The organism is Roseiconus lacunae, assembly GCF_008312935.1.
GTDB classification, from domain to species: domain Bacteria; phylum Planctomycetota; class Planctomycetia; order Pirellulales; family Pirellulaceae; genus Stieleria; species Stieleria lacunae.
The window spans coordinates 172,365-199,319 of the sequence record NZ_VSZO01000001.1; the positions used below are offsets into that span (position 1 = coordinate 172,365).

At 56.0% G+C, this 26,955-nt stretch carries 20 protein-coding genes; 11 read left to right on the forward strand and 9 right to left on the reverse strand.

All coding sequences use genetic code 11. From position 1 onward, the window contains the following. Positions 1-8: 8 nt before the first annotated feature. The 8 genes from FYC48_RS00560 to FYC48_RS00595 all read right to left on the reverse strand — a co-directional run bounded on the left by FYC48_RS00560 (position 9) and on the right by FYC48_RS00595 (position 11,292). Positions 9-743: an SGNH/GDSL hydrolase family protein gene (locus FYC48_RS00560; RefSeq protein ID WP_230627413.1), complete on the reverse strand. Its 735-nt coding sequence runs from the start codon at positions 741-743 to the stop codon at positions 9-11. Between the two features lie 72 nt (positions 744-815). Next, positions 816-2,147, reverse strand: a complete 1,332-nt coding sequence (locus FYC48_RS00565) for a Gfo/Idh/MocA family protein (protein ID WP_149494765.1) — start codon at positions 2,145-2,147, stop codon at positions 816-818. Between the two features lie 224 nt (positions 2,148-2,371). Beyond that, a complete protein-coding gene (locus FYC48_RS00570; protein ID WP_149494766.1) occupies positions 2,372-4,012 on the reverse strand; it encodes a hypothetical protein in 1,641 nt (546 codons plus the stop codon). A 6-nt stretch (positions 4,013-4,018) separates the two neighbouring features. Continuing rightward, entirely contained in the window at positions 4,019-4,795 is a 777-nt protein-coding gene (locus FYC48_RS00575; protein WP_149494767.1) for a glycosyltransferase family 2 protein, read from the reverse strand. 457 nt (positions 4,796-5,252) lie between these two features. After that, complete coding sequence (gdhA, locus tag FYC48_RS00580; RefSeq protein WP_149494768.1) at positions 5,253-6,599, reverse strand: NADP-specific glutamate dehydrogenase; 1,347 nt, start codon at positions 6,597-6,599, stop codon at positions 5,253-5,255. Between the two features lie 237 nt (positions 6,600-6,836). Further along, positions 6,837-8,045, reverse strand: coding sequence for an efflux RND transporter periplasmic adaptor subunit (locus FYC48_RS00585; RefSeq protein ID WP_149494769.1), 1,209 nt, complete (start codon positions 8,043-8,045; stop codon positions 6,837-6,839). Positions 8,046-8,165: 120 nt separating this feature from the next. Next, positions 8,166-10,532 carry an ABC transporter permease gene (locus FYC48_RS00590; protein WP_149494770.1) on the reverse strand — a complete coding sequence of 789 codons (2,367 nt, stop codon included), beginning with the start codon at positions 10,530-10,532 and terminating at the stop codon, positions 8,166-8,168. Between the two features lie 4 nt (positions 10,533-10,536). Next, the gene (locus FYC48_RS00595; protein WP_149494771.1) at positions 10,537-11,292 is read right to left on the reverse strand and encodes an ABC transporter ATP-binding protein; all 756 of its coding nucleotides are present in this window, start codon (positions 11,290-11,292) and stop codon (positions 10,537-10,539) included. Positions 11,293-11,556: 264 nt separating this feature from the next. Here FYC48_RS00595 and FYC48_RS00600 point away from each other — a divergent pair, with 264 nt between their 5' ends. The 6 genes from FYC48_RS00600 (at position 11,557) to FYC48_RS00625 (ending at position 17,605) form a co-directional block, all read left to right on the forward strand. Continuing rightward, positions 11,557-12,321 (forward strand): VIT1/CCC1 transporter family protein, encoded by a 765-nt coding sequence (locus FYC48_RS00600; protein ID WP_149494772.1) that lies wholly within the window; start codon positions 11,557-11,559, stop codon positions 12,319-12,321. A gap of 63 nt (positions 12,322-12,384) precedes the next feature. Next, positions 12,385-13,671, forward strand: coding sequence for an alpha/beta hydrolase family protein (locus FYC48_RS00605; RefSeq protein ID WP_149494773.1), 1,287 nt, complete (start codon positions 12,385-12,387; stop codon positions 13,669-13,671). Positions 13,672-13,904: 233 nt separating this feature from the next. Further along, the gene (locus tag FYC48_RS00610) at positions 13,905-15,071 is read left to right on the forward strand and encodes a pyridoxal phosphate-dependent aminotransferase (RefSeq protein WP_149495762.1); all 1,167 of its coding nucleotides are present in this window, start codon (positions 13,905-13,907) and stop codon (positions 15,069-15,071) included. An 80-nt stretch (positions 15,072-15,151) separates the two neighbouring features. Continuing rightward, the gene (locus FYC48_RS00615; protein ID WP_149494774.1) at positions 15,152-15,928 is read left to right on the forward strand and encodes a nitrilase-related carbon-nitrogen hydrolase; all 777 of its coding nucleotides are present in this window, start codon (positions 15,152-15,154) and stop codon (positions 15,926-15,928) included. Positions 15,929-15,970: 42 nt separating this feature from the next. Then, complete coding sequence (locus FYC48_RS00620; RefSeq protein ID WP_149494775.1) at positions 15,971-16,768, forward strand: site-2 protease family protein; 798 nt, start codon at positions 15,971-15,973, stop codon at positions 16,766-16,768. Positions 16,769-17,380: 612 nt separating this feature from the next. Next, the gene (locus FYC48_RS00625; RefSeq protein ID WP_200836506.1) at positions 17,381-17,605 is read left to right on the forward strand and encodes a hypothetical protein; all 225 of its coding nucleotides are present in this window, start codon (positions 17,381-17,383) and stop codon (positions 17,603-17,605) included. 348 nt (positions 17,606-17,953) lie between these two features. On the opposite strand, the gene FYC48_RS00630 is transcribed toward FYC48_RS00625, so the two are convergent. Further along, positions 17,954-19,045, reverse strand: coding sequence for an Mrp/NBP35 family ATP-binding protein (locus FYC48_RS00630; RefSeq protein ID WP_149494776.1), 1,092 nt, complete (start codon positions 19,043-19,045; stop codon positions 17,954-17,956). Between the two features lie 1,760 nt (positions 19,046-20,805). Between FYC48_RS00630 and FYC48_RS00640 the strand changes: the two genes are divergently transcribed. The 5 genes from FYC48_RS00640 (at position 20,806) to panD (ending at position 26,894) form a co-directional block, all read left to right on the forward strand. After that, positions 20,806-21,153: a cupin domain-containing protein gene (locus FYC48_RS00640; RefSeq protein ID WP_149494777.1), complete on the forward strand. Its 348-nt coding sequence runs from the start codon at positions 20,806-20,808 to the stop codon at positions 21,151-21,153. Between the two features lie 138 nt (positions 21,154-21,291). Further along, on the forward strand, positions 21,292-23,532 hold the full coding sequence (locus tag FYC48_RS00645) for an outer membrane protein assembly factor BamB family protein (RefSeq protein ID WP_149494778.1): 2,241 nt from the start codon (positions 21,292-21,294) through the stop codon (positions 23,530-23,532). A gap of 553 nt (positions 23,533-24,085) precedes the next feature. Then, positions 24,086-26,077: an outer membrane protein assembly factor BamB family protein gene (locus tag FYC48_RS00650; RefSeq protein ID WP_390622109.1), complete on the forward strand. Its 1,992-nt coding sequence runs from the start codon at positions 24,086-24,088 to the stop codon at positions 26,075-26,077. Further along, positions 26,077-26,451: a response regulator gene (locus FYC48_RS00655; RefSeq protein WP_149494780.1), complete on the forward strand. Its 375-nt coding sequence runs from the start codon at positions 26,077-26,079 to the stop codon at positions 26,449-26,451. The genes FYC48_RS00650 and FYC48_RS00655 overlap by 1 nt, the downstream gene beginning before the upstream one ends. Beyond that, a complete protein-coding gene (panD, locus tag FYC48_RS00660) occupies positions 26,448-26,894 on the forward strand; it encodes an aspartate 1-decarboxylase (RefSeq protein ID WP_149494781.1) in 447 nt (148 codons plus the stop codon). Before FYC48_RS00655 ends, panD begins: the two co-directional genes overlap by 4 nt. Positions 26,895-26,955 lie beyond the last annotated feature (61 nt).

Consider the following 26,955-nt stretch of genomic DNA (forward strand, 5'->3'; position numbering starts at 1 on the left):
TTTTGATACTAGATGCCAACGACGTCGCGCCAGGTCTGGGCCATCAATTGATGACCTTGTTGGGTCGGATGGACTCCGTCGCGTGCGAGGTCTTGAGGTGCGGTGCCGTCGGCGACGGCCTTGTCGAACATCGTTTGAAAAGGCACCCAGATCGCACCGGCTTCGGTCGCAACCTGCTTGGCATAGTCGCGGCGAGTGGCAAATTCGGGAAACCAACGATCCTCGTTATCCTTGACCGTTCCGCTCATCAAGACGAACGGTTCGCAAATGACAAACGTCGTCTTGGGGAGCGCCTTTCGCGTTCGCTTTAAAAGTGCCGCGAAACCATCTCGATAGGTTTCTGCGGTGCCGTCATAACGACCGTTCAGGCGATGCCAAATATCGTTAACACCGATCAAGATACTGAGAATCTTCGGTTCGATCGCGATACAATCGTCTTGCCAACGCTTGTCGAGATCGGGGACTTTGTTGCCCGAGATCCCGCGGTTATGAATTTGCAGGTCCAGATCAGCATAGTCTTTCTGAAGTGACTGGGCGATAAACTTCGGGTATCCGTTTCCGAGCCCTTCGTTTGCGACGGGCGACTTCTTATTGCGTCCCGCGTCGGTAATCGAATCGCCTTGAAACAAAATGACATCACCCTTACTGAGAGACATCTTCTCGGCCGCCGGCAGATGAGAGTTCGATAGGCATCCGATCGCGCCGGCCGATGCGGTCGCGGCGATAAAGGTTCGACGTTTCATGTTCATGGCAAAAATTAGGGACGAATTAACCAGGGTGGGAAGAACGGATCAGTGTCACCAACCGTCGATCGATTACGACAGCCCTTCGACTTCGAAGCCTTGACGATAGTCACTTCGGAGCAGCTTATTCGCAGCTTCATGGTTGGTGATCGCCATTTGTTCGGCATTCCAAAGCAGTTTTTGATTGGGAAAGCGGTTGGCTACCACGCCCAGCAATAACGCCTCGGTCAACGGCCCACCGAAGGAGAACGGTGCACTCGCCTTTCCCTTGCCCATGCAGGCATCGACCCATTGATGATAGTGGCTTTCACCTTCGACTTCTGGACGCTTGTAGTCTTTGAACTTCTCTGTCGGGAACAGGACCGCGTCGGCGATGTGCTGAAGAAGCAGGTGGCCGTCTTCACCGACAAACAATGAACCCTGTCCGGGCAATTGGGTGCCTTCGGGCAATCCGACTTCGCTAGGCGATGGTGGTGCGAACGAACCGTCGTACCATTTCCACTTCATCGTTTCGGTCGTGAAACGCGTTTGTGGAAATTCGTATTCGACAACATTGCGTTCAGGATGCCCGACACCGGTCGGCTGACGACAATCGGTTTTCACCCAGTTTGGTGCGGTCAGTTCGAGAGCCGCGTAAGGTGTGTCGAAGATATGGACTCCCATGTCACCGAGCGTTCCGGTGCCAAAGTCAATCAGTTTCCGCCATTGGCCAGGGTGGTAAACGCCGGGGACGTACTCTCGATCCGCCGCCGTGCCCAGCCAAAGGTCAAAGTTCAGGTGATCAGGAGCGGCTGCGGGTTCGGGCAGCGACGGCTTGTCGTAGCCCCAATTCTTATTCGACCACGCGTGGACTTCTTTTACCTTACCGATCACACCGTCTTGAATCATCAGGACTGCTTGCCGATAAGCACGGCTGGAATGAATCTGGATCCCCATTTGGGTCACCAAGTTTTTTTCCTCGGCAACTTCGCGTAGCCGCCGCGCTTCAACCACTTCGTGGGTTAGCGGCTTTTGGCAATACACAGGCTTGCCGGCATTCATGGCGGCCATCGCGGCGGGGGCATGGGTGTGATCGGGAGTTGAAACGACAACCCCATCGATCGAATCTCCGAGCGTTGCGATCATCTCGCGATAGTCGGTGAAGGTCTTTGCGTTGGGATGTTTCGCCGCCGCCTCGGCCAATCGCTTTGCGTCGACGTCACACAACGCAGCGACTTCGACCGAACCGTGCGATGCGATCGAACGTAGGTCGGATCCCCCCATTCCGCCGACGCCGATGTGAGCCGTCCGGAATTTTTGCGAAGGAGTGGCTTGCCCATTGGCAGCGGAAGTTGAGAAGCAAGCGAGACCGGCAGCGGCCGATCCGGTTTTCAACACTTGACGACGATTTAGCGAGTGACTCATGGCTCGATCCGTAAAAGGAAAAACTCGATCAGCAAAAAGCATAATCGAATTTCCAGAGCCTTGTGGTCGGATGATGAAAACGTGCCGCGATGAGCAACGTCGGCGCAAGTCTTGGACCTTCAGTCATGTTGAATGGCCCGCTCCCGCCCCGCGGCGATTCCTCTGGGAACGCCTATCGGTCGACCGTCAACGCTTGGACAAGCGACGACACTCACTCGAACGTGCTAGCGGAGCATCCCTTCATAGGTTGCTTGCAGGTATGGCAGAGGGTAGAAGCAGAAAGAATGTTCGCGACTGCAAAACAGCGCCGCATCTTTTTCACGTCGACTCAGGCGCGAACGTTCCTGCGTAAGTTGTTGCCGAAGCACGTGAAGCGATTCACCGAGCTGCCGATTGATCGCAGTGATTTCACGATGCCACTGAAGCCGTTGACCGTGAGGTGGAATGTCATCGAGCAATTGCCGTTTGCGTGTGATCCACTGCTCGAGCTCTGGCTCCGGCGAATCGGCTTGGTCACGAAAGGACTCGCCATGGAAATCGAGGTCGCGCAGCTGACGGTCAACTTCGATTTGTCGTTGCTGAATCAGTTGCGGGGCAAACGATTCGTGTCCGGGCAACATCACGGTGGCCGATAGCACCATCATCTGTGGCGTCGGACAATCCCAATACCGTTGACTGATCAGATCGCCGAGCTGGTCATACTTTCCGCCACCGATGCCGTGTAGAAAGAGATCACTAAGGACCAAACGGGCATACATCGTCGTCACTAACGCGCGGCTACGCAGCTTGAATTCTGGACTCTGTAACGCATGCAAAGCCTCGTAAGCCGACTCCGAATTCGCGTTTGCGATCTTGCGAGTCCGGTTCTGTCGGTCACCAATTTCGATCGCACTGCCACCATCGCAGTAACGAACCCAAACGGCTTGACGCTTTGCCGATCGGTTGCCGTAGAGCCAAAAGGGCGCCTCGAACCAATCGCCATCGCGAGCCAGGTTGGGAACCGGATGCGCGTTGCTGCGGATGCCATGGATCTGCCGATAAAGATCAGCGGAATCGTTGTAGCACGCATGGAACCGCGGCAAGTCACACAAAACCTGCATCGCAAAGTTGGCGAACGATTCGGTGCGACAGACAACGCTTTGTGGGACCTCAAGTGTCGAGAGTCCGAGGTCATGTTCGAGTGCATGCCGAGCCTGTGCGAGCGCACAACCGGCAAAGCCGCACCGACGAATTGCTTCGCGGGCGTGGTGCCAGAGTTGATCGACGAGCGGGTCGGCGACGATTGATTGGACCGAGTCCCGAACACGAGCGTCAAAGCTGTCAAACAACTCGCGATGTTCGATCAGGGACTGTTCATAAGGAACTCCGCCGCTGTGCTGGTCGAAGGCGACGCTGGTGCTTTGGACTTGGCCCGTTGATCGGTTCAGTTGCGGAACACGGATCGCACTAGAGTGGGCAACATCGCTATCGACGACAAGATTGACCGCCGTCGCGGCCGATAACTTGGCGACTCGATCGAGCGCAAAGTTTTTGAACCAAACCCCCGGATGAAACAGCGTCGGCTGGTGACCTGCCATGACGATCGAATCACTTGACAAATCCGTCGTATCGACATCGCGATAGGCACGGGTGTATTTCAACGAATCACGCAGCAACGTTTCTCGCGCCGGTCGACGCAACTGTTGCAGCGACGAAGGCAGGCTACCCAATGCCTGTTGGTTGTCGCGCAGCATCGATTCAGCGTTTGCCAACGACGGCTCGATCAGACTTTCACCATGTTGCCTCGGGGCGCGATAGGGTTTAAACCGCGACTTGGACACGTCATCGTTTCGCCGCAGCGAAGTGGTCACCTTCAAATCGGCCATCAACAATTATCTCGGCTGATCTGGGCAAACGGGTTCGCCACTGATCGCATGGAAGACCTGTTGTCCGTTGGCGTGCAGTCGGTGGATCTCGCTTTCGATCACCCGGTTGTAGTAATCCAGTCGGGTCTGTGCGTGATCGAGTGAACCACCAAACGAACGAGCCAAGTCGAGATAGATCAATGGGACCGCCATCTCCACGACTCGCAAACCGGCGGCGGCGGCTTGGACCCACAGTTGTAGCGGCATCGCGTAACCGGTATCTGTGATTTCGAATTGGCGAAGTGCTTCGGCACGATACGCTTTAAAACCACAGAAAGAATCTGTTAATTGCAGCCCCAGACGCCGATTCAAATCGGCCGTGATGCGGCGATTGATCAGCAGTCGCTCTTCCGGTGGGGCATCATCACCTTCAAAGTGGTGCAGGTAGCGACTTCCCGAAACGATGTCGGCCGAACGGGCCATGTCGATAAAGGCGGGAATCCGTTTGGGCTGGTGTTGGCCGTCACAATCGAGCGTGACGACACCGTCGAACGATTGCCCCAGCGTGTAATCAAAGGCCGTTTTCAGAGCCGCGCCGTAGCCTTGGTTTGTTTGATGCCGGATCACGACCACGTCGTTGCGACCACTGAGTTTTTCAGCCGTTCCGTCTGTTGAACCGTCATCGACAACCAAAACATGATCGGCGAATTTGACGACCCGGTCCAGTATCTCGTCCACGTAGTCAACTTCGTTGAACACAGGCAGGGCGGCCAGCCAGTTTTCGTTGTTGTCTGATCGTTTCATTTGGTTATTTATCACTCAATTGCTTTGAACCGGAAGACTTCAGCAAACGCGTTGCCGTCAGCGAAAACGATGATTCGGAAACACAAACTTGCTGGTACAGGCCAAAATACACGGCGTCGGGAAGCCATTTGTTCGGGATACCGCAGTGATGGCGTCCATCTTACACATCGGAACCGTGTATTTTTGCCTGAGAACCGCTACGGCAAACGCCGTGCCGACGTTTTTGTGCCGAATCGGCAGTTCGAGGGACCATCCGGTTACTTTAAAGGACGATCAAGTTGATGTCGCGTCCCCGCCGAAGGAGCGCCGCGTCTGGGAAATCAGAAAAGACGGCAGGCGATAGGACGACAGACCGCAGGCGGCGGACGCATAGTCCGACGAGAAAAGCGTTCAATCGCCGGTGAGTAGCGAGCGAGCTTGGAATCGCCGCGCGACGACAACGGGGGGCGTGCACCTGTTAGACGACACCGTAAGCGAGCATAGCGTCGGCGACCTTTTTGAAGCCAGCGATGTTGGCTCCGTCGACATAATTGACGCGTCCTTGTTGATGGCCGTACTCGACGCATCGAGCGTGAATGTTGGCGATGATCGAACGCAAACGCTCATCGACTTCTTCACGCGACCAGCTAATCCGCATCGCGTTTTGACTCTGCTCGAGTCCACTGACGGCCACGCCACCGGCGTTGGACGCTTTGCCCGGGGCATGCAAGACCTTGTGATCGGCGAGGACTTTGGCGGCATCGGCGGTCAGTGGCATATTGGCTCCTTCGCAGACCGCCAGGCACCCCGACCTGGCGAGTTCGATCGCGTCACTGGCATCCATTTCGTTTTGCGTGGCGCACGGCAACGCCACGTCACAGTCGACACCCCAAGGGCGCGCTTTAGGATAGAATTTAACTGACCCAAATTCATCGGCGAGTTCCGAGATCCTCCCGCGGCGATTCTCTTTGAGTTCTTTGACGAAATGCAGTTGCTGCTCGGTCAATCCATCGGTGACGTGAACAAAGCCACTGGAGTCGCTGAGCGTGACGACTTTGGTACCTTTTTCGATCGCTTTCTCGGCCGCGTACAGGGCAACGTTTCCGCTGCCGCTGATGACGACTTTTTTCCCGGCGATTTCTTCTCCGTGCTGAGCCAGCATGTGTTCGCAGAAATAAACGCAGCCATAACCTGTCGCTTCGGTCCGTACGGCGCTACCACCAAACGAAAGGCCTTTGCCGGTCAACACACCACTCCAACGATTCTCAAGACGCATGTATTGGCCAAACAAGTAGCTGATTTCACGCCCGCCGACGCCGATGTCGCCAGCCGGAACGTCGACGTCTTCACCGATGTGGCGATGCAACTCGGTCATCATCGATTGGCAAAATCGCATGACCTCGCGTTCGCTCTTGCCTTTGGGATTAAAGTTGGATCCGCCTTTGGCGCCACCCATCGGTAGCCCCGTCAAGCTGTTCTTAAAGATCTGCTCAAAACCGAGAAATTTGAGAATGCTTTGCGTGACCGAGGGATGAAAACGCAAGCCGCCTTTGTACGGACCGAGAGAGTGATTGAATTGAACCCGCCAGGCGCGGTTGGCTCGAACGTCCCCTTCATCGGTCTCCCAGCAAACACGGAACGTCACGATGCGGTCGGGCTCGGTGACACGTTCGAGAATCTGAGCTTTGCGATAAGCCTCGTGATCCATGTACCACGGCAACACAGACGTCGCGACTTCTTCGACCGCTTGATGAAACTCTTCTTCATGGGGGTTGCGTTTTTTGAGCCCCGACATGAATTGTTCAAGTTCTTGTTCGATGGACATCGGGGCCTCGTCTTTTGCTCTGCGCGTGGTCTGCCCATGGATTTCAATCACCACGACTCGGGCGGAGTCATGGTGTCGGCGTTGTTTCGGCAACGATGTCGGAACGCACAGAACGCGCGATAAGGATCCTGGCAGGTGAATTTTAAGTCGTAATCCACGCCCATGAGAAGTCGTCTTGCGGGGTTGAGGGAGGTTCCCAATCGCCGCTCATAGGTGGAACTCGCATGCTTAGCGTCGTTAGCGGATCGGACGCACCTTGGTCCCGTCGGTCAACGTGTCGGGCGGATGCTCGATGACGACGTCTTGCTCTTCAAGGCCGCTCGATATTTCAGTGAACATGCCGTTTGTCTTGCCGACTTCGACCAGTTGCTTGGTCGCAATGCCATTGAGCACTTTGAACACCATCCATTGGTCTTGTTCGGTAAACAGGGCTGCCGACGAAAGGATCAGCCCTTGTGGGGCCGACTGATCGATCACAATGCGAGCTTCGACTCGGAAGCCGTCGCCCAGCGTCTGGCGTACTTCCCATGGATCATCAAAGTCGATGAGCACGTTGACTCGTTTCTCTTCGACACCAAGCGCGGAGACTTTCAGGAATGCGGCAGGTTCGACCAATCGCACGGTTCCGCGTAACGTTTGGTCGCCGCCCCAATGTTCGATGTAAACCGAGTTGCCGGGCCGCACACGAACGGCATCGATCGACAGCACATCGATTTTAAGTTCCATGTCTTTGGGGTCGCCGACTTCCATCAATGACTCTCCCGCACTAACAACGGTGGAGTTCTCTAGAAACACGTTGAGGACGCGCCCGTTGATCGGCGACAGGACACGGAACGCGGTTTCGTCAGGCAGATCGCCGTCGTCGGACGCGGTGTACTGTAACGCCGCCTCGGCTTGATCAACTTCGTAGGTTGCAACGCGGGCCGCAAATTCGGCTGAACGTCGTTCCGCAACTGCGATACGGTGTCGTGATTGGACTTGGTCATAGTCCGCGTCGGAGAGGGCGTTTTTTGCACGCAGACGATCGGCGCGTTTCAAATCTTGCTCGGCCAACTGCAACGTCTCATTCGCTCGGACGACGGCCGCATCCGCCTGCTGCATCGCGGCTTGGGCGGCCCGAACCCGGGCCTCTGCTTCGGCGCGTGAGCGAACATCCAAAAGCGCAGGATCGACCGGTTTAATCTGCGCCAATTCTGTTTCTCCCTGGGTCACTTCGTCACCGGGATCCAGGACGACTCGCAACAATTTTCCGGTCACCGGTGCGGACACCGTGTACTTTTCGCGAATGCGTGTCTCTCCGTCATCATCGACGGTGATTTCAAGTTGATCGCGAACCGGCGAAACGTAGTCCACCGCAATCGGCGGGGGACGAAAACCGAAGTACAACGCGAACGCGCCGGCGATGATCATTGATCCCCAAAGCAGGAATCGTTTGGGTCGTTTCATGAGATTTGTCGAGGGGGTTCAATCGGGTGAGATGCGGCAGGACGATCGTACTGGGACGCACTCTTTCTAAGTCGTTTCGCTTGATCACGGTGACACAAGGGTCATGGATTTCCTGACGCATCACTCTTTGACTTTGAGTACACCGATCATGTCGAGGTCGTTGACCTGACGCCGCACATAAAGGCTACTGACCAGGGCGGCGATCAAAATAACGACGACCGAGTAAGCGTAAGTCGATGTTTCGATTACCAACGGGAATCGAAACGATTCGGTATCCATCGCGAAAGCCATCAGGTAGGCGAAGGCATATCCGAAGAGCAATCCGACTGGGATCGACAACGCCGTAATGATGGCGATTTCACCAAGCAAAACCCAGGCGGCTTCGAGCCTCGTGAATCCCATCACACGAAGTGTTGCCAAGTCGCGTGATCGTTCCGAAAGAATGATCATCGCGCAATTGTAAATCACGCCGAACGCGATCAGTGTCGCGAAGATCGCATTGACGGACCGCATCACCGAAGTGCTTTCGGCAACCAGATCGCGAAAGTTTTCCATCGCCGCTTGTTTATCCATCGCCCCGGCAATGCTCGGGGTCTGTTTTACTTCTTGATAAAGGTCTTGAATCGATCCTGGGGCCACTGACAGGGCGACTCCGGAAACCTCGTTGCTTTCGCGAAGTAATCGATTCAGTTCGAGTCGATTGATGTAGGCGCCGGGCTCGGTGTAGTTTTCAAAAACTTTTGCGACCGGAAGTTCGAGCGTCAAACGATCACCTTCGAGCACGGCGACACGAAGCGGGGTGCCTTCGCGAGCATTCAGGATCTCGGCCAGTTTCCGTGTGATGGTTAGGCCACCGCGCTCGGGTAGCCGGATCGCTTGTTGGTGTTCGTCAAGAATACGATACAACGTCGGGTGTTCGACGAGTCCCATGATCGCGACCCGGTAGGACCGTCGTCCGTGGTTGACCCGAGCGGGAACGGTACGAAAGGCTTCGACACGGGTTACTCCCGGCAAATGGGCGACATCATGCACCGCGTCGGCCGAACGTGTTTCAACAAAGTTCAGCATGACGTCTTGTCGTTGTGAACGTTGAAACTCCGAATCGATCACGAAGTCGACGGTATCTTCCATGAATGAACCGAGCACCAAGACCGCCAGTCCCAATGACATACCGAGGACAGAAAGTAGCGTTGCGCGACGATTGGTTTCCAAACGTCGCACGATCATCGCACCGATCGGTGAAAGGAACCGCGCGAGTCCGAGTCGTTCGGCCCATAGGCCACGGTAGTTCCTGGGAGCCTCCGGACGCATCGCTTCGGCAGGGACCAGTCGACTGGCACGTCGAATCGCCGAATAAGTCCCTAGCAATGAGATTGTCAGTGCCAGAACCGCGGCGATCAGGGCGCTGTTGTACGAGAACTCGTGAAGCATTGTCGGAAAGCGAAAGAATCTCGCATATTGGACGAGAATCCATCCCGACATCCAAACCCCGAGCCCCAAGCCAAGCACCACGCCGCCGCCGACCAATACCGCGACCATCTTGATATAGTGGAAGACGATTTCGCGAGGCAAGTATCCGAACGCTCGCAGCGTCGCGATCTGTTCTTTTTGTTGGCCGATCAAACGCGAGAAGACAATGTTGAACAGAAACGCAGACACCGCCATGAAAATCGACGGCGTGACGAAGGCCATCGTTTTCATTTGATCAATTTCGTCGGTAAGCCTGCGATGAGACGGTTGATCGTCGCGGTCGTAACTGTCGGTGCCACCATAAGGCCGCGTGAGGCGATCGAGCTGAAAACGCACTTCGGCGACGTTGGCTTTCGGACGCAGTGAGACCGACAAATTGTTGAAGGCGCCTTCCATGCTAAATGCCGCTTCCATTTGTCGGCGTGGAATCCACATCACACCGTAACGGCGGTCGTCGGTCACCATCAGTCCTGGCTGCACGACGTAGATGAACTCCGGGGATAGTCCGATACCGACGATCGTCAGCGTTTCCTTGCGGCCACTTAGAATCGCTTGCACTTGGTCTCCTGGTTGGAAGCCTTGTTTCTCGGCGAACAACTCGCTGACGACGACTTCCACACGCCCTGTCGGCCGGGGCATCCGTCCACGACGAAGAAACAAACGGTTCAGACTTTGGCTCGGATCGGGGTCGATCGATACCAATTTGCACGACGCCGGTTCGACCATACTGGGAATGTCCAACAAAACATCGCGAACCAATCTCGTTTGAACTCGGCGGACGCCGGGGATCTGTTTGACTCGCGATGCAAGTCGGTTGGGAGCTCGAACCAGGCTGACAAAGACCTCGGCAAATCGCCCGTCGTTGTAGTAGAGACGTTGGCTGGTTTCGAGTGAGACAATCGTGTTGCCACTCATCAAGAAAATCGCGATCCCGCAGGCGAGCAAAACCCCGATGGCTAAAAACTGACGCCACATGTGCCGGACGTCGGCGATCAAGATGCGGTCGAGCGTACTCATCGGATCACCAGACTACTTCGCTTGCCGTCTTGCGTGCTTCGTTGACACGGATCTCCGAGACACGTCCGTCGGACAGTACGATGACGCGATGGGCCATTTCGGCGATCGCCGCGTTGTGCGTGATCACCGCGGTTAACGTGCCAAGTTGTGCATTGATTCGTGAGATCGCTTCGAGCACCACGGCGCCGGTTTTAACATCCAACGCTCCGGTCGGTTCATCACAGAACAGAACATCGGGGCGTTTTCCGATAGCGCGTGCGATCGCGACACGCTGTTGTTGTCCGCCAGAAAGCTGTGACGGATAGTGATCCATTCGGTCAGCCAATCCGACCAATTCTAATGCGTCGTGCGGAAGCATCGGATCAGCCGCGATGTCGGCGACTAAGGCAACATTTTCACGTGCCGTCAGGCTTGAGATCAAATTATAGAACTGAAAGATAAACCCAACGTGCCGACGTCGGTACCACGTTAATTCGTCCTCGTCACTATCGGTCAGTTCTGCATTTCGAAACATCACCTGCCCCGACGAGGGAACATCCAATCCGCCCAGAATATTCAGCAGTGTCGACTTGCCGCTTCCCGAGGCCCCCAAAATAACGATGAACTCACCCGCATACAGCTCCAGGTCGACGCCGCGAAGCGCATGGACTTCGATTTCTCCCATTGGGTAAACCTTCGTCAAGCCGTGGACACGAAAGACAACATCGCCCGGGGTAGCGTGACGCGGTCGTGACTGCTGATCGGTAGTGCTTTCGCTCATTTGATTGGCGGGTATTCCTCGTAAGGCTACATTCTTGCAAACATGATCTTGCAATCATGGCCCTGCGAATATGTGCCATGGGAGTGGGGCTTGTAGAAAGCGACGTTGCCGAACGCGCCTGACTTCATGAAGTCGCTGCGTTCACGTTTGGCTTCCAAGGACAATGCGTCCCGTGTTTCTTTCGGGCCCATCGGGGCGTCGATTGTCAGGCCGATCTCGCTATCATAGCGTGCAACTTTGTTACTCCCAAAGTCAGGATGATTGATGGCAAGAGCACGGCCCAGTCGGCAAGAGCTAATTCGTCAGCATAGCACCGCTGAAATTCGAACTCGATTAGAGACCGAAAACCGAGCCGGCTATTTATCCGACGCGGTTTATGGCGGAATCGATGGGACCGTAACAACGTTCGCCGTTGTGTCCGGTGTCGCCGGGGCGGGGTTGTCGTCAGATATCGTGATCATCTTGGGGTTTGCCAATCTGATCGGAGACGGTTTTTCGATGGCGGCAAGCAATTATCTTGGCACTCGGGTCGAGCAGCAATTGCATGACGACGTTCGCGAAACGGAGAAACATCATATTGACGTATACCCCGAAGGCGAACGCGAAGAAGTCCGCCAAATTTTTGCGGCAAAGGGATTCGAAGGTGACGACTTAGAACGCGCCGTCGAAATCATCACGCAAGATCGCAATCGCTGGATCGACACGATGTTGACCGACGAATACGGACTGAGCCTGATTCGTCGATCGCCGGTGCGCGCCGCTGTGGCGACGATGATCGCTTTCAACGTCATCGGTTTTATTCCGTTGCTTGCGTTCGTCATCGCTTGGTTCGCACCGCAGATGATGACGCATCCGTATATGACGAGTACGTTTTTGACCGCAGTCGCTTTTTTTTCCGTCGGAGCCATCAAATCCAAATTTGTCGACGAGCGTTGGTACTTCGCCGGCGGTGAAACCCTAATTGTGGGAGGGGCGGCGGCCTTGCTCGCTTATCTGGTCGGAGCGTTTTTGGGCAATCTGATCGGATGAATCGAACGCTGATATAATACGCGTCATCCCCACACACCTCCCCGACAGCTTTGATTGCCCACCATGATACGATTGCCAGCGGCAACCTGTGTTCGCCTGACTGTTTACGTTGCCCTTGCCTGGATTGTTGGTTCGCCCACATTGTTTGCTCAATCATCTTCGAGTGGCGGGGGCGGATGGCAGGCGGATCCTGAATTGATCGAGTCGCTCTCGAAGAAACGTACTGATTTCAACTATCGCGAACAAAACGTCCCGGATTTTGAGTTGCCCGATCCGCTTCGTCGTTCTGACGGGAACGGGAGGGTTCAGTCGGCTCAACAATGGAGCCAAGAGCGTCGACCGGTGTTGCTGCAAACGTTTCGCGATCATGTCTACGGCAATCGCCCCGATACCGAATTTGAAATCAGTTACGAAATCGTCCAAGAAGAATCCAACGCGTTCGACGGGACAGCCATTGCCAAGCAGGTTCGCGCCACCATTGATCGAAACGGTAAGTCGCTGTCGTTTGATTTTGTGATGTGCATCCCTAAATCCGAGCGGCCCGTCCCGGCAATCGTTCACATCAATAACCGCTATTTCCTTTCGCTCGACCAGATCCTTGCCGACGAAGATCCTTTTTGGCCGGTCAAGACGATCGTTAGTCGCGGCTATGCGACGGCCTCGTTTCATACCAAACACGTCGATCCCGATCGCCGTGACGGTTATGACGAAGGCGTGCGTGCACTTCTGGACGACGGCGATTCTGATCCAATGTCCCGTTGGAAGTCGTTGTCGGCATGGGGCTGGGCGGGAAGCCGCGTACTTGATTACGTCCTTCGGCAAGACGGCATCGCCGATTCGGGACATGCGATCGTGGGACATTCGCGTGGAGGCAAGACGGCCCTTTGGGCGGCAGCCGAAGATGAGCGATTCGCCGTTGCATACAGCAACGATTCGGGGTGCGGTGGCGCGGCCCTGTCGCGTCGGGCTTTTGGCGAAACGGTGGCAAGAATCAATCGCTCGTTTCCGTATTGGTTCTGCGATCGATTTAAAACGTACAACGATCGCGTCAATGAGTTGCCGATCGATCAACACGATCTGATTGCCTTGATCGCCCCGCGTCGAGTCTACGTGGCGAGTGCGGACCAAGACCTTTGGGCGGATCCACGCGGCGAATACTTGTCCGTCGTTTCGGCGGCGCCGGTCTATCAGCTCTTTGGCAAAGAAACGATCGAACGACGCTCAATGCCAGAGCTTGATTCACCGCGACACACCGAGGCGACCGGATATCACATTCGTCGCGGCGAACACAATTTAAAGCATCAAGACTGGGGGTACTTCCTCGATTTCCTTGATGCGAAACACAATTGACGGTGGGCCCCCGCCGACGCAGTGCCATGATTTGACGGCAGCATCAGCGGTAAGACGCCTGGCACAGTTGAGTTGCAATGGTTCAACTGAAACCGGGCGAGGTGTCTCTTTAGTGTCGCAGGTCAACGTTGCCCTGCTTCTATGATCGCCGAGTGATGCTCGACGACAATGGGCTCGATCCGTATCTTTTTGGTCGCCCTATCGCATTCATCTATTCTGCTCAGGAGTCATCGATGACGGTGCAATCGACCCGTGCACTCGAAGTCCAGGATCCAGTGATCCCGATCGTGGCCAATCTGGCTCGGGAAAACGCAGGAACAATCTCTTTGGGGCAAGGCGTGGTGCACTACCGACCGCCTCAAGCTGTCTTTGACGCGGTTAGTCGTTGTGCGGCCGAACCATCGCTCGATCGCTACGGTCCGGTGCTTGGCGAAGTATCGCTGTTGGAAAAATTACGTGGCAAACTTTTCCACGAAAACGGCATCGACCTTGGACGTGCCGACGCATCGGTCGTCTGTACCGCTGGCGGGAACATGGCTTTCTTTAATGCCGTTCTGGCAATTGCCAACCCGGGTGACGAGATCATTCTGCTGGCACCGTATTACTTCAATCACCGAATGGCGATTGAATTGGCGGGTTGCCGAACGGTGGTTGTGCAAACCGATCAGGATTGCCAACCCGATCTCGAATTGATCCGGCAAGCGATTACGCCCAAGACGCGAGCCATCGTCACGGTGTCCCCAAACAATCCGACCGGAGTCGTCTATTCCGAGTCGATGCTACGGGCGATCAATGCCGTGTGTGCCGACCGCGATTTGTTCCATATCGCTGACGAAGCCTACGAATACTTCGTGCACGATCAACCGCACTTTTCGGTTGGCTCGGTTGACGGGGCGGATTCACATACGATCTCGCTGTACTCGCTGTCAAAATCATATGCACTTGCCGGTTGGCGATTGGGGTACATGGTGGTTCCCAATCAGCTTCTCGATGCGTTACGCAAAATCCAGGACACCGACCTCATCTGTCCGCCACAGATTTGTCAGGTGGCTGCGTCGGCGGCGCTCGATGCCGGAAAAGCTTGGTGCATCAAACGTATCGACGGTTTGCCCGCCGTCCGAGACATCGCACTTGATAGCCTGTCGAGTCTTCGGGATCGTTGCCAAATTGCGACACCGGGCGGTGCGTTTTATTTGTTTCTTCGCCTGCAAAGTGATCGATCCGATATGGACATCGTCCGTCAATTGATCACTCGCTACCGTGTCGCAGTGCTCCCCGGCAGTGCCTTTGGTGCGCAAGGGTGTACGCTACGCGTTTCCTACGGCGCACTCGAGCAGGCGACGGTGGCCGAAGGCATGGGGCGATTGCAACGAGGGCTGACGGAAATCCTGACCGATTGAGCGGCGTGTGATTCACACTGCAGATCACCTCCCGACAAGCCGATAGGCATTGAAGCGAACGTTTTAGAGGAAACAGTTATATGCAAGTGGTCGCAATTCAACTCGACATGGTCTGGGAAGACCGCGCGGCGAACCATCAACGTGTCGAACAACTGATCGACGCGACGGCGATCGCACCTGGTTCGCTGGTGATGTTGCCAGAGATGTTTGAGACGGGGTTCAGCATGAACCCTGAACGCACCAAGCAATCCGAAGATCGCGAAGGCGAGGCATTGCTGCGACGATTGGCGGCAAAGTACGACGTCGCGATGATGGGTGGGGTCGTCAACGAGTACTCCGCCGGTGATGTCGCCAATGAGTGTGTCGCGTTTGCCCCGGACGGAAGGGAATTGGTTCGCTATCGCAAAATGCGACCGTTCTCGCTGTCTGGCGAAGCCGACCACTACGGTGCTGGCACGCAGTACCGCCTCTTTGAATGGCAAGGGGTCAAGATCGCACCGTTCGTCTGCTATGACCTTCGCTTTCCCGAATTGTTTCGTGCCGCGGTCAAGGATGGCGCCGAATTGATCACATTGATCGCTTGTTGGCCGGCGAAGCGATCTGAACATTGGGTTCGGTTGATGCAAGCGAGGGCGATTGAAAACCTGGCTTACGTGGTGGGGGTCAATCGCTGCGGCGAGGAACCCAGCTTGAAGTTCGATGGTCGATCGAGCGCGTTCGATCACTTGGGAAACTGCTTATTCGAAGCTAGCGACCAAGTTCAGGCATTGAAAACCGAATTGGACTTTGGTGAATTGCGTCGATGGCGGGAAAAGTTCCCCGCGCTTCGCGATCTAAAAGCGAATGCAGACCTATAATCGGTCGCTTGATTTCACGTTTGTTCCTAGCCCCTTATTGCCATGTTGCTCGCAGAACCACCCAACACCGATTACGACTTGCGATTCACGGTGCTAGGGTTTCCGGTGCGGATCGCGGTCACATTTTGGCTCGGTGCGGTCGTTTTTGGATACGAATTGGCGCGGTTCGCGTCTGAAGTGATCTTTCGTGGTGAAATCGGCGTGGCGCCCTTGCTGATCGGCTGGGCGGGATGCTTGTTGCTGTCGATTTTGATCCACGAACTTGGGCACGCGCTGGCGTTCCGATACTACGGCATCGAGTCCTCGATCGTGTTGTATCACTTTGGCGGCTTGGCCATTCCGTCTGGGGCATCGTTTTCAAGTTATGCGGCACCTCGGATGGATGAAAAACGCGACTTAATCATCGCCTCAGCGGGGCCTGCGTTGCAGTTGCTTTCCGCGTTCGTCGTCATCTTGTTGGTGAAGCTCGCCGGTTACCAAGTGTTCGCGTTTCACCTGATGCCATCGTTCTTGGCTGGTTTGCCATGGGTGACCGAAGGCGACATGTTGGATAATCGAGGACTGCTGTCGTTGATTACGTTCTACATCCTGCCGAGTGTGTTGTGGGCGCTGTTGAACTTGGTCCCAGTGTATCCACTCGATGGTGGTCGAATTGCACGAAGCTTGATCGTGCTCAATGGCGGTACGGTCCTTCAATCGCTGTGGGTTAGTGTGATCGCAAGTGCCGGGCTAGCGATTTACGCGTTGCAGAATGGACAAACGATGATGGCGATCTTCTTTGGAATGTTTGCCTTCAGCAACTACCAAATGATGACACCAATGAACAACGGATGGCGTTAGCGCGCATCGTTGTGGTCATCAATCGAAGGCAAAGTCGCTTGCATGGCAAAAAAAAACGAAAAAGTTTTGTGGCGTTCAACGAGTGAATTTTGAACGCGTCCATGCGTTGCAACAATGATTCAATTCGGTACGAACAACGATCGACAACAAGTCATGATCGATCAAGCGATCAAGCGAAGACGGCGACATCAGCATCGCCTGCCGATGCGCACAACACATTGATATACCGATAGTTACGATAACACCTTCGATGACCAATCGATCGCAACATGATCGCGTGATGTTGCGTTGCTTGTTCGGCAACGCCTGCGATGCGACTGACGTCTGTCGTCGATCTATCGAAAGCGAACGCTTGCATGTTTGCATCCGCATAGCAGAACTGCTCTTTCTTGCAAGCATAAAATGTGCAAAAAGATGTTGCGGAATTTGTAGCAGCGCGTACAAATACCGCAGGTTTACGTCAAACAAAGTTGCTGGCCGGTTGGATGACCGATCTCAACTTTGTTTGACACTTACTAGCGTATGGTGAGCCGTGGCCGGTGACTTGATTGGCATTGTTCCTTTCAAGTCACAATGACTCACCATCGTGTTCCAATTCCGCGGAGGAATAACGTGGCCAAGAAGAAAGCAACGAAGAAGAAGGCTGTCAAGAAAAAGGCAACCAAGAAGAAGGCAACTAAAAAGTCGACCAAAAAGGTAGCTAAGAAGAAAGCGACCAAGAAGAAGTCGACCAAAAAGAAAGCGTCGAAGAAAAAAGCGACCAAAAAGAAGGCAACTAAAAAGAAAGCCACCAAGAAAAAAGCAACCAAGAAAAAGGCTGCTAAGAAGCGTCGCTAGTCCTTCTTCCTTCGGCGGCTCTTCCCGTCGAGCTGATTCATCTTGGCCACTCGGAGGTTCACTTCCGAGTGGTTTTTTCATGCGCGGTGAGCGTCTAACGCCCGGATGTGTGTGTTCCACGCTGTCGAGAACGCAGGTGCGTTTCGAGCCTCGCTTTAGGTCCAGCCCCATGGCGTTTGCCGCGTCGTCGCTCCACGGCAACCGTGGCCAACGCCATCCGGCTGATGCAGAGCTTGTGCGGGCCTAAAACACTAGCCTTGTGAGCTGGTGTTGGGCCATGCAAAGGCAAGCTAGGCTCACCCCCGTCGGCTGATGAGCCGAACCGGAGGACTCGGATACGACGAACCGCTACAGCGTCGGCAGGCTGGGCTTGGGGGGGGCGGTGATGTTGCGCGAAGCAATCGTGCGGACGAGCGACTGTGCGATTCGCTCGAAGGGCCGACGTGCCGTTTCGTTGTCACGAATCAGGGCCGGTAAGAGGCCGTCGTCACATGCCTTTCGCAGTTCGATATCGATCGGTAACCCGCCAAGGAACGGCACCTTCAGTTCCTCTGCTTTTTCGCGGGCGCCACCGGAACCAAAAATGTCGTAGGTCTTGCCGTTGTCCGGGCACAAGAACCCGCTCATGTTTTCGACGATGCCAAGGATGGGGATATTGACCTTCTTATACATCGCGATCGCTTTGACGGCGTCCAAAAGTGCGACTTCCTGTGGCGTGCAAACGACCACGCTTCCCGAAAGCGGAACGGCTTGCGACAGCGTGAGGGCGACGTCACCGGTGCCGGGGGGCATGTCGATGATCAAATAATCCAGTTCGCCCCAATCGGTCATACCGAGGAACTGGTTGATCGATCCGTGCAGCATCGGACCTCGCCAGATGACCGCTTGATCGGGTTCGACCAGAAAGCCCATCGACATCACGGGCATCGGCCGGCCTGCGGCATCATCACGCAACGTGATCGGTTCGATGCGTTTGTCTTCGCTCATTGCGGGTCGTCCGCCGAGCCCCAGCAAGTGCGGTAGGCTAGGGCCGTAGACATCGGCGTCCATCAACCCGACTTTGGATCCTAGATGACGCAGCGCGAGGGCGATCGAAGCGGCGACAGAGCTTTTGCCGACGCCACCTTTACCACTGCCAACCGCGATCACACTCTTGGCCCGCAACGCGGTTTGCCCGACACGGGCCGCCGGTCGTGGGTGCTCGTTGACCGAAACCTTGACGGCTTGACCAGGGTTGGATGCCACGACCTTGGATTCAATGGCGTCACAAACGTCCGCTTGAATCGGCATCGAGTGCGACGATAGGCCAATCTCTATGGCGATGTTATCGGGCTGAATTTCAATCGCCCCGATCTGGCCCATCGAACCCATCGGGCGACCGGTTTCAGGATCGGGGTGAGAATCGAGCAGTTGTCGGATCGAAGCTTCGTCGGTAGGCATAAAAACGCGTGGGGACAGAATGCAGCGGAGGTAAATGGCGTCCGAAAAGGCCACGCTACAGGGTAGGGGCAACCAGAAGAATCGAACAGTCCGGCAATCCGGAGCGATTGGGCCAGCCGTGCCGGGAAGGTTCCGGTGAGTGTTCGGCGCATAAAAAAAGCGGCCTGACAATCGAGTTGCCAGGCCGCTTTCGCGTATCACGTCTTGAGAGCTAGTGTTCAGGCCGAAACCTGAGAGCTACTTTCGCATGTTTCAGCGAACGTAGCGGGCACTCGCTTGAATGACGCGTCGCTTTTGTGTCACGCTCGCACTCGGATCAACGATCGGAGCGGGAGGCATTGGAGCTGCATCAGCAGGAGCAGCGGCGGGTGCCGGTGCAGGTGCTGCTGGGCTGACGTAAGCAGGTGCTCCGCATCCGCAGCCGCTGTCGCAGCCGAGTGCGTCGCAACCGCTGTCGCAGCACGATTTCTTCTTCAGGTTGCCGAACAGCTTGTGCAACAAGCCACCGCACTTTTTGGTGCTGCAGCAAGAGTCGCAACCGCTGTCGCATCCGCCCAGGTCGCATCCGCAAGGAGCGGGAGCGGCACAGGTGGGCTCTGCACATCCGCAAGGTGAAGCGATTTCGCATCCGCAAGCTGGTTCGCAGCAAGAGCTTTTCTTGCAGTTGAACAGGCCGGCGAGCAAACCTTTCTTCTTGCCACATCCGCAAGCGATTTCGGCACCGCAAGCAGGCTCAGCGGCGCAACCGCATGCCGGTGCTTCGCAGCCACAAGCGGGTTCAGCGGCACAGCCACAAACGGGTGCTTCGCATCCGCAAGCTGGCTCAGCAGCACAGCCGCATGCTGGGTCTGCGGCACAGCCGCAAGCGGGTGCTTCGCAACCACAAGCGGGCTCGAGGTCGCAGCAACCAGTGTCGCAAGCAGCGGTATCGCAGCAGCTTGATGTGCCACAGCGGCCCATCAATTTTTCAAGTAGGTCCATACCTTGCGTTTGGCTACATGCCGTCGTGCCAATCACAAGAGTCAAAGTCAACAGTGTCCGGATCATCGGAGCCACGTCTCCCTTCATTTACGCGGGTCGATTCGTGAAAAGCCGAGCGTGATGGCCGCCGACTTGCCGATCAGATGCGGTCGCTGGACGAAGTTGCCGGCGATCGCATCCGAAAAACACCCTTCGAGCACGGACGGCCTGCGGTGGGAATCACAGCCCGCCGACTTCGTTCAGCTCGATGGCATCGGTTGCGGTGGAACAACGTTTGCCAAAAAATGGCAAATCGAAGGTTGCACACAATCTCTGCTTTTCAACTCTCCGACGCGTCCTGTGCGTCGAAGTTTCTGGGTCGATCGTCAGCCGGCGTGATTGCAGGTCACAACCGGTCGCCAGCCGGGATCACTACACCTATCGGAAAGCCCCGGGCGGATAATCACTGTTAGGTGGCATTTTCGATTGCTTGGAAGACTTTGCCGGATAGAGAAACTCTCGTAGGTTTTCGCCTTGTTTGCGATACTCCGGTTGCTCGCGTGGAAGAATCGTCGCGAACCGTATAGACTACTGCGACGGCTCGATTTGACGGCCTCCGACGCAATCGGGTGCCCGAAACCGGCCGGTCAACTTTCTCCGCCGTACCCCCCAGGGTTCACCGTCAATTCTGCCCTAGCAGCCCATTCGCTCTGATTTCAAGCAGTTCCGGCGTCCCCGCTCCTGCTCTATCAACCGTTTTTTATCGCACTCACTTAGCACTGCCCTCATTCATCGCCTTCATGCTCGGCCCCGAAGTTGTTGATTTAACCGAACTCCCTGGCGTGGAATGCCCCTGTGGCGTCGCGCGACGGGCGTTTGCCGAACGAGAGGACTTCCCGGGAACCGTTCACTGGACACAAATTCAGTGCGACGCAAAGACGCACTACCATCGCGAACATACGGAAGTTTATGTGGTGCTGGAATGCGGCGAAGACGCGGCGATCGAGTTGAACGGGCGGCTGCACCCCGTTCGACCGATGACGTCGGTTTTGATTCCACCGGGAACCCGCCATCGGGCGGTCGGCGAGATGAACGTGATGATCGTCTGTTTGCCCAAGTTTGATCCCGAAGATGAGCACTTTGACTGAAACACGGTCCTGGCCGGCGAGAACACGATGACAATCCGCTCGCCGGGCAGCTAAACTACCCAAGCGGTTTGTCTCGTATGTTCGCGAGCATCCGTCCTGCCTTAACCCTCTCCCCAGTCTATCTGTCTGATAAAATCAATGAACTTGACACTTCGAGATCGCTGGCTCTGGTCGTTGGCGAGCCTACTGCTGATGCCATCAATGCTGCTCGGTCAGACCGCCGATTGGCCCTATTGGCGTGGTCCGAACATGGACGGCACCGCGGAAGTCACTGGGTTGCCCGATGATTGGGATCCCGATGGGGGCGAAGGCAGCAACGTCGTGTGGAAACGCGACGATTTGGGGGGGCCATGCACACCGATCGCGATGAACGGTCGGCTGTATAGCATCCAGCGATACCTCGCCGGCACCGCGCGTGAAGGCGAACGAGTCGTCTGCATCGATGCCGCCAGTGGCGAAACGATCTGGGAAAACAATTACAACGTCTGGCTGAGCGATGTTCCGGCCGAACGTGTGGGCTGGTCGAGCGTCGTCGGCGATCAAGAATCCGGCAACATCTATGTTCTCGGTGCCTGCGATATCTTCCTTTGTATCGACGGGGAATCCGGCGAGACGCTTTGGAAGGTTCCATTGCATGAGCAATTCGGGATGCTGAGCACCTACGGTGGTCGGACAAATTTCCCGATCGTCTACGAAGACTTGGTGATCATTAGCGGCATCATCATCAACTGGGGGGACTTCGCAAAGCCCAACCACCGGTTGCTGGCGATGAACAAGAATACTGGCGAGTTTGTTTGGTTTAGCGGGACACGGGACCTGCCTTATGACACTACATACTCGGCCCCCAGCTTGGTCACCGTCGATGGCCAACGCCAGCTGATCATGGGTTGCGGCGACGGGGCAGTTTGGGGATTTCAGCCTCGCACGGGAAAACCTCTCTGGAACTACCAGTTGTCGCGTCGTGGTCTGTTCGCAACACCGCTGGTCGTCGGCGACATGGTGTTCTGTGGGCACAGCGAAGAAAACGCTGACGATGCGAGCGTGATGGGGGCCGTCGCCGGATTAAAAATCTCCGGTCGCGGCGCCGACACGAAGGTTTCCGAAATGTGGAAGCAATTGGAAGTCGTCAGCGGTTACAGCGAACCGGTCTATGTCGACGGCAGGGTTTACTGGGTTGATGACCGCTGCAAAATGTGGGTCTTCGATGCCGAAACTGGCGAAGCAATTGTCGAGCGGAAAGCATTCGCCGGCAGCCGCCAACGATCAGCGTTGCTTTATGCCGACGGCAAAATTTATGTGACCACCGAGAACGGCCGTTGGGCTATCGTCGAACCGACCGAAGACGGGTTCGATGTGCTCAGCAAAGGACGCATCCGGGACACCGGCTTCGGTGCCTCGCCGATCGTTGCCGACGGACGGCTGTATTTCCAAAGCACGACGGCGCTGTACTGCGTCGCGTCGGGCGAAGGCAAGCAGACCCCACAGACCCTTGCCGGTGGCCTGAAGCCAGAGACTCCGGTCGAAGAAGACACCGAGATCGCTCAGGTTCAAATCGTTCCCTGTGAAGGCTTGATTCAACCCGGCGAGTCGATCGAATACACTGTCAACGTGTACAATACCAACGGTCAACAACTCGAAACCCCCGCCGATGTGAAATTTTCGGTGGTCGGTGACGGGGCCTCGATCGAAGGCAATAAGCTCACCGCGAGCAAAGATGCCGCCCACACCGGCGTCCAAATTACCGCCGAAGTCAACGGTCAAACGGGACATGCCCGCACACGGATCGTCCCGCCGTTGCCTTGGAAATTCACATTCGATGGGATGACCGACCCACCGCTTTCCTGGGTCGGTGCCCGGTACCGTCACGTGATTCGTGACATCGATGGATCGGCCGCCTTGACCAAGGTCAATACGATCCCCAAAGGCGCACGCAGCCGCGCATGGATGGGGCCGAGTGATCTGTCCGAGTACACCATTTCGGCCGACGTTCGCGGGTCACGCATGAACGCGCAGCTTCCCGACATCGGTTTGACCGCCCACGGTTACGTTTTGGACCTGATGGGGCAAAGTCAGCAATTGCAGATCCGCACATGGTCGGCCCAATTGCGGATGGCCGAGTCGGTTAAATTTCCATGGAAGGAAGATCAGTGGTATCGAATGAAGTTCCGTGTTGACCTGGAAAGCGAAGGCCCGGCGACCGTTGCTGTGCTACGCGGGAAGGTTTGGCCACGTGACGAGGATGAACCCAAAGAATGGACGGTGACCGCCCGTGACGAGTCGCCAAACCTGGCTTCTAGCCCCGGTTTGTACGGCAACGCGAAAGTCGCCGAACTGTATCTCGACAACATCGAAGTCGTCCCCAACGACGACAGCGAATAATAGCCTGATCATTTTCGAATGATCATCGATCCACGATCGAGTCAAGTGTGATCAATCCGCGGCACCGGAGTCGGTGCCGCGTTTGTGGCGTTTCCTGCCGACCGAGCTGCTCGGTCCCAAACGCTCCCACCTCCCTTAAAAAATCGGTCCATCGACCCCCATTATCGCAATGCGAAAAAACGAACTTTCAGCGTTCTCGATGATCGTCGCGGCGTTTGTCCTCGGCAGTATCACTGCCGCGGCAACAAGCGGATGCAAACCTCCCACCGCCGTCCCACGTGCCGCTTCGGATAATGCGACGGCGAACAATGCAACCTTTGCCGACGCCGCCGTCTCTGATAGCGATTCGAGCAACACGACCGGGGACAACGTGACCGCGGCTGTCGCAGTGGTTTCGGAAACACCGATCGCTGTGATCGAAGAACCTGTCGAAGCCAAACCCGAGTCGGCCGCAGAACCTGCCGCACCGGCTGCGAAAGAAATGACCGAACCGGTCGCCGCAAAGCCTGCGGAAACCACCGATGAAGCAAACAGCGAAACGGCGAGCGAAGAAATGAAGCCCGCGAAGGAGGCCGCCGAAGCTCCCGACGCCACGGTTGCCGCGAAGCCTAGCGAAGCCGTCGCGGCCGAGGAATCCTCGACCGCGCAAGCGGATGCCACGACGCTGGTCAAAGAAGAAACTTCTCCCGAAGAAGTCCTTGCCGCCGGTGGCGATTGGCCTCAGTGGGGTGGATCGCGATTCAAGAACAATGTCCCCGGCGTTACCGGCCTGCCTCAGGAATGGAACATCGGCAAATTCGATCGCCGCAGCGGTGAATGGGACAGCTCTAAAGCGACCAACATCGCTTGGTATGCAAACCTGGGCAGCCAAACGTATGGGAACCCCGTCGTTGCTGACGGCCGAGTTTATGTCGGGACCAACAATGGTGCCGGTCACCTGAAACGTTATCCGCCGCAGGTCGACCTCGGATGCCTCCTGGCGTTTTCAGAAAAAGACGGCTCGTTTCTATGGCAGCACAGCAGCGAAAAACTGATCACCGGACGCGTTCATGACTGGCCGCTTCAGGGCATCTGCTGTGCACCGCTAGTCGAGGGCAAGCGACTGTGGTTCGTGACCAACCGCGGCGAAGTTCGTTGCCTGGACACCGAAGGTTACTACGACGACGAAGACGACGGTCCTGTCACCGCAGAAACCGCCCGCGTGACCGACATCGCATTGTCATCTGACGCCGGAAAGGCCGCGATGGCCGGGCTGGGCGAAGGAAAGTTGGCCGATGCCGTCCTCGAAGCGTTGGAAAATGCGGGCGAGCCGGTCGAAGGTGATGCCAAGGTCGAAGTCGTCACCGACGGGTCGGCCTGGACCGTGACCGGCAACTTCAATGGCGTCGATCGAACACTGTCGGTCAAGAAAGCCGGTCCGAACGTCAGCTTTTTCAAGAAGCTTGGGGTTCACGACAAGCGTGATGCCGACACGATCTGGATCTACAACATGATGGACCAGTTGAACACCAGCCAGCACAACATGTGTTCGTGTAGCGTGACCAGCTATGGCGACTACTTGTTCGTTAACACCAGTAACGGTTTGGACGAATCGCACATCAATTTGCCGTCGCCCGACGCACCTACGTTCATCTGCTTGAACAAGAACACCGGCGAACTGTTGTGGCAAGATTCCTCACCGGGCACGAACATCCTACACGGTCAATGGTCTAGCCCCGCGGTGGCAGTCCTCGGTGGCGTTCCCCAAGTTCTGTTCGCCGGTGGCGACGGATGGATGTACAGCTTCAAAGCCGGCCCCGGCAAAGATGGCAAGGGCGAACTGCTGTGGAAATTTGACTGTAACCCCAAGGAGTCGAAGTGGATTCTCGGTGGTGAAGGTACGCGGAACAACATCATCGCGACTCCGGTTGTTTACAACGACCTCGTCTACGTCGCTGTCGGGCAAGACCCCGAACACGGCGAGGGCGAAGGGCACTTCTGGTGCATCGATCCGACCAAACGCGGAAACGTCTCACCACAACTGGCGATGAAAGTCGAAGGCGACGGACGCGTTGAGATTCCTCACAAGCGAATCCAAGCGGTCGAACCTGAAGAAGGCGAAATCGCGGTCGACAATCCCAATTCGGCCGTCGTTTGGCACTATTCGCTCTCGGACATCAACGATGACGGCGAGATCGACTTCGAAGAAGAAATGCACCGCACGATCGGTACCGCTGCGATCAAAGACGACTTGATCTACGTGGCCGACTTCTCCGGGCTGTTGCACTGCTTGGATGCTCGCGGCGAAAACGGCCAAGCGAAGGTCTACTTCACGTACGACATGTTGGCTCAAAGCTGGGGAAGTCCACTGATCGCCGACGGTCACGTTTATGTCGGTGACGAAGACGGTGATGTGGCGATCTTTCAATTCGGTTCGCAATACAACGAACCGATGGACGAGATCAACATGGGCAGCAGTGTTTACAGCACGCCGATCGCTGCCAATGGTCGCATCTATATCAGCACCAAAGACAAGTTGTTCGCCATCGAAGCGTCGGAAGAGTAATGACGAAGACGGTTGTCGACTGCGGAAACTGTGGTCCTGACTTTCACTCCATTCGTCAGTTCTTGACGTCCAATTTTGATGCGGTGGTCATCCAAACTCACAATGCGGATGACACCCTGAAGGTCCTGCGAAGTCGTCAAGTTGACTTGGTGACCGTGAACCGAAAATTGGATCGGGACTATACCGATGGCATCCATGTGGTGAAAATCATTAAGGCCGACGACGAAGTCGGTCATACACCTGTCATGTTGGTCACCAACTATGAAGAACACCAGCAGGCGGCCGTGGCTGCCGGTGGTGTTCTCGGTTTCGGCAAACTCGCGATGCGGGATCCCGAAACCGTTGAATTGCTCCAGCCTTATCTGGGATCATGAATAGCCCGTTTCGAAAAATGCTGTCCGCCAAAATCCATCGCGCGACCATCACCGGCGCCGATTTGGATTACGAAGGCAGCATCACGATCCCACCCGATCTGCTTGATGCTTCGGGAATCGTTCCGTATGAATCGGTATACGTCTGGAACGTCACCCGAGGGACTCGGTTGGAAACCTATGCGATCACCGGTGAACCGGGAACTCGAGATATCTGCGCCAATGGTGCCGCGGCCCACCTGATTCACCCCGGTGACAAAGTGATCATCGCCAGCTACGCGTTCGTTCCCGAAGAACAGGTCAAGACGCACCGTCCAAGGTTAGTGTTCGTTGACGACCAGAATCGTATCGCCCATTTGGGGCCCGAAGTTCCTGGCCCCAAACGCCGTCCCACCGAGGGGGAGTCTCCCCAAGGTGTCCAAGTCGGTGGCGGAACTGCCTGTTAGTTCTCCACGTGTGTTCACCGCGTGCGCGTGGCCATTTCAAAGTGCCCCGGTGAGCTGATGG

What these genes read in the sequence shown, in the direction of transcription:
- FYC48_RS00560 (WP_230627413.1), bottom strand. Translation starts at nt 743, where the DNA reads ATGAAACGTCGAACCTTTATCGCCGCGACCGCATCGGCCGGCGCGATC.
- FYC48_RS00565 (WP_149494765.1), bottom strand. Translation starts at nt 2,147, where the DNA reads ATGAGTCACTCGCTAAATCGTCGTCAAGTGTTGAAAACCGGATCGGCC.
- FYC48_RS00570 (WP_149494766.1), bottom strand. Translation starts at nt 4,012, where the DNA reads ATGGCCGATTTGAAGGTGACCACTTCGCTGCGGCGAAACGATGACGTG.
- FYC48_RS00575 (WP_149494767.1), bottom strand. Translation starts at nt 4,795, where the DNA reads ATGAAACGATCAGACAACAACGAAAACTGGCTGGCCGCCCTGCCTGTG.
- gdhA (WP_149494768.1), bottom strand. Translation starts at nt 6,599, where the DNA reads ATGTCCATCGAACAAGAACTTGAACAATTCATGTCGGGGCTCAAAAAA.
- FYC48_RS00585 (WP_149494769.1), bottom strand. Translation starts at nt 8,045, where the DNA reads ATGAAACGACCCAAACGATTCCTGCTTTGGGGATCAATGATCATCGCC.
- FYC48_RS00590 (WP_149494770.1), bottom strand. Translation starts at nt 10,532, where the DNA reads ATGAGTACGCTCGACCGCATCTTGATCGCCGACGTCCGGCACATGTGG.
- FYC48_RS00595 (WP_149494771.1), bottom strand. Translation starts at nt 11,292, where the DNA reads ATGAGCGAAAGCACTACCGATCAGCAGTCACGACCGCGTCACGCTACC.
- FYC48_RS00600 (WP_149494772.1), top strand. Translation starts at nt 11,557, where the DNA reads ATGGCAAGAGCACGGCCCAGTCGGCAAGAGCTAATTCGTCAGCATAGC.
- FYC48_RS00605 (WP_149494773.1), top strand. Translation starts at nt 12,385, where the DNA reads ATGATACGATTGCCAGCGGCAACCTGTGTTCGCCTGACTGTTTACGTT.
- FYC48_RS00610 (WP_149495762.1), top strand. Translation starts at nt 13,905, where the DNA reads ATGACGGTGCAATCGACCCGTGCACTCGAAGTCCAGGATCCAGTGATC.
- FYC48_RS00615 (WP_149494774.1), top strand. Translation starts at nt 15,152, where the DNA reads ATGCAAGTGGTCGCAATTCAACTCGACATGGTCTGGGAAGACCGCGCG.
- FYC48_RS00620 (WP_149494775.1), top strand. Translation starts at nt 15,971, where the DNA reads ATGTTGCTCGCAGAACCACCCAACACCGATTACGACTTGCGATTCACG.
- FYC48_RS00630 (WP_149494776.1), bottom strand. Translation starts at nt 19,045, where the DNA reads ATGCCTACCGACGAAGCTTCGATCCGACAACTGCTCGATTCTCACCCC.
- FYC48_RS00640 (WP_149494777.1), top strand. Translation starts at nt 20,806, where the DNA reads ATGCTCGGCCCCGAAGTTGTTGATTTAACCGAACTCCCTGGCGTGGAA.
- FYC48_RS00645 (WP_149494778.1), top strand. Translation starts at nt 21,292, where the DNA reads ATGAACTTGACACTTCGAGATCGCTGGCTCTGGTCGTTGGCGAGCCTA.
- FYC48_RS00650 (WP_390622109.1), top strand. Translation starts at nt 24,086, where the DNA reads ATGAAGCCCGCGAAGGAGGCCGCCGAAGCTCCCGACGCCACGGTTGCC.
- FYC48_RS00655 (WP_149494780.1), top strand. Translation starts at nt 26,077, where the DNA reads ATGACGAAGACGGTTGTCGACTGCGGAAACTGTGGTCCTGACTTTCAC.
- panD (WP_149494781.1), top strand. Translation starts at nt 26,448, where the DNA reads ATGAATAGCCCGTTTCGAAAAATGCTGTCCGCCAAAATCCATCGCGCG.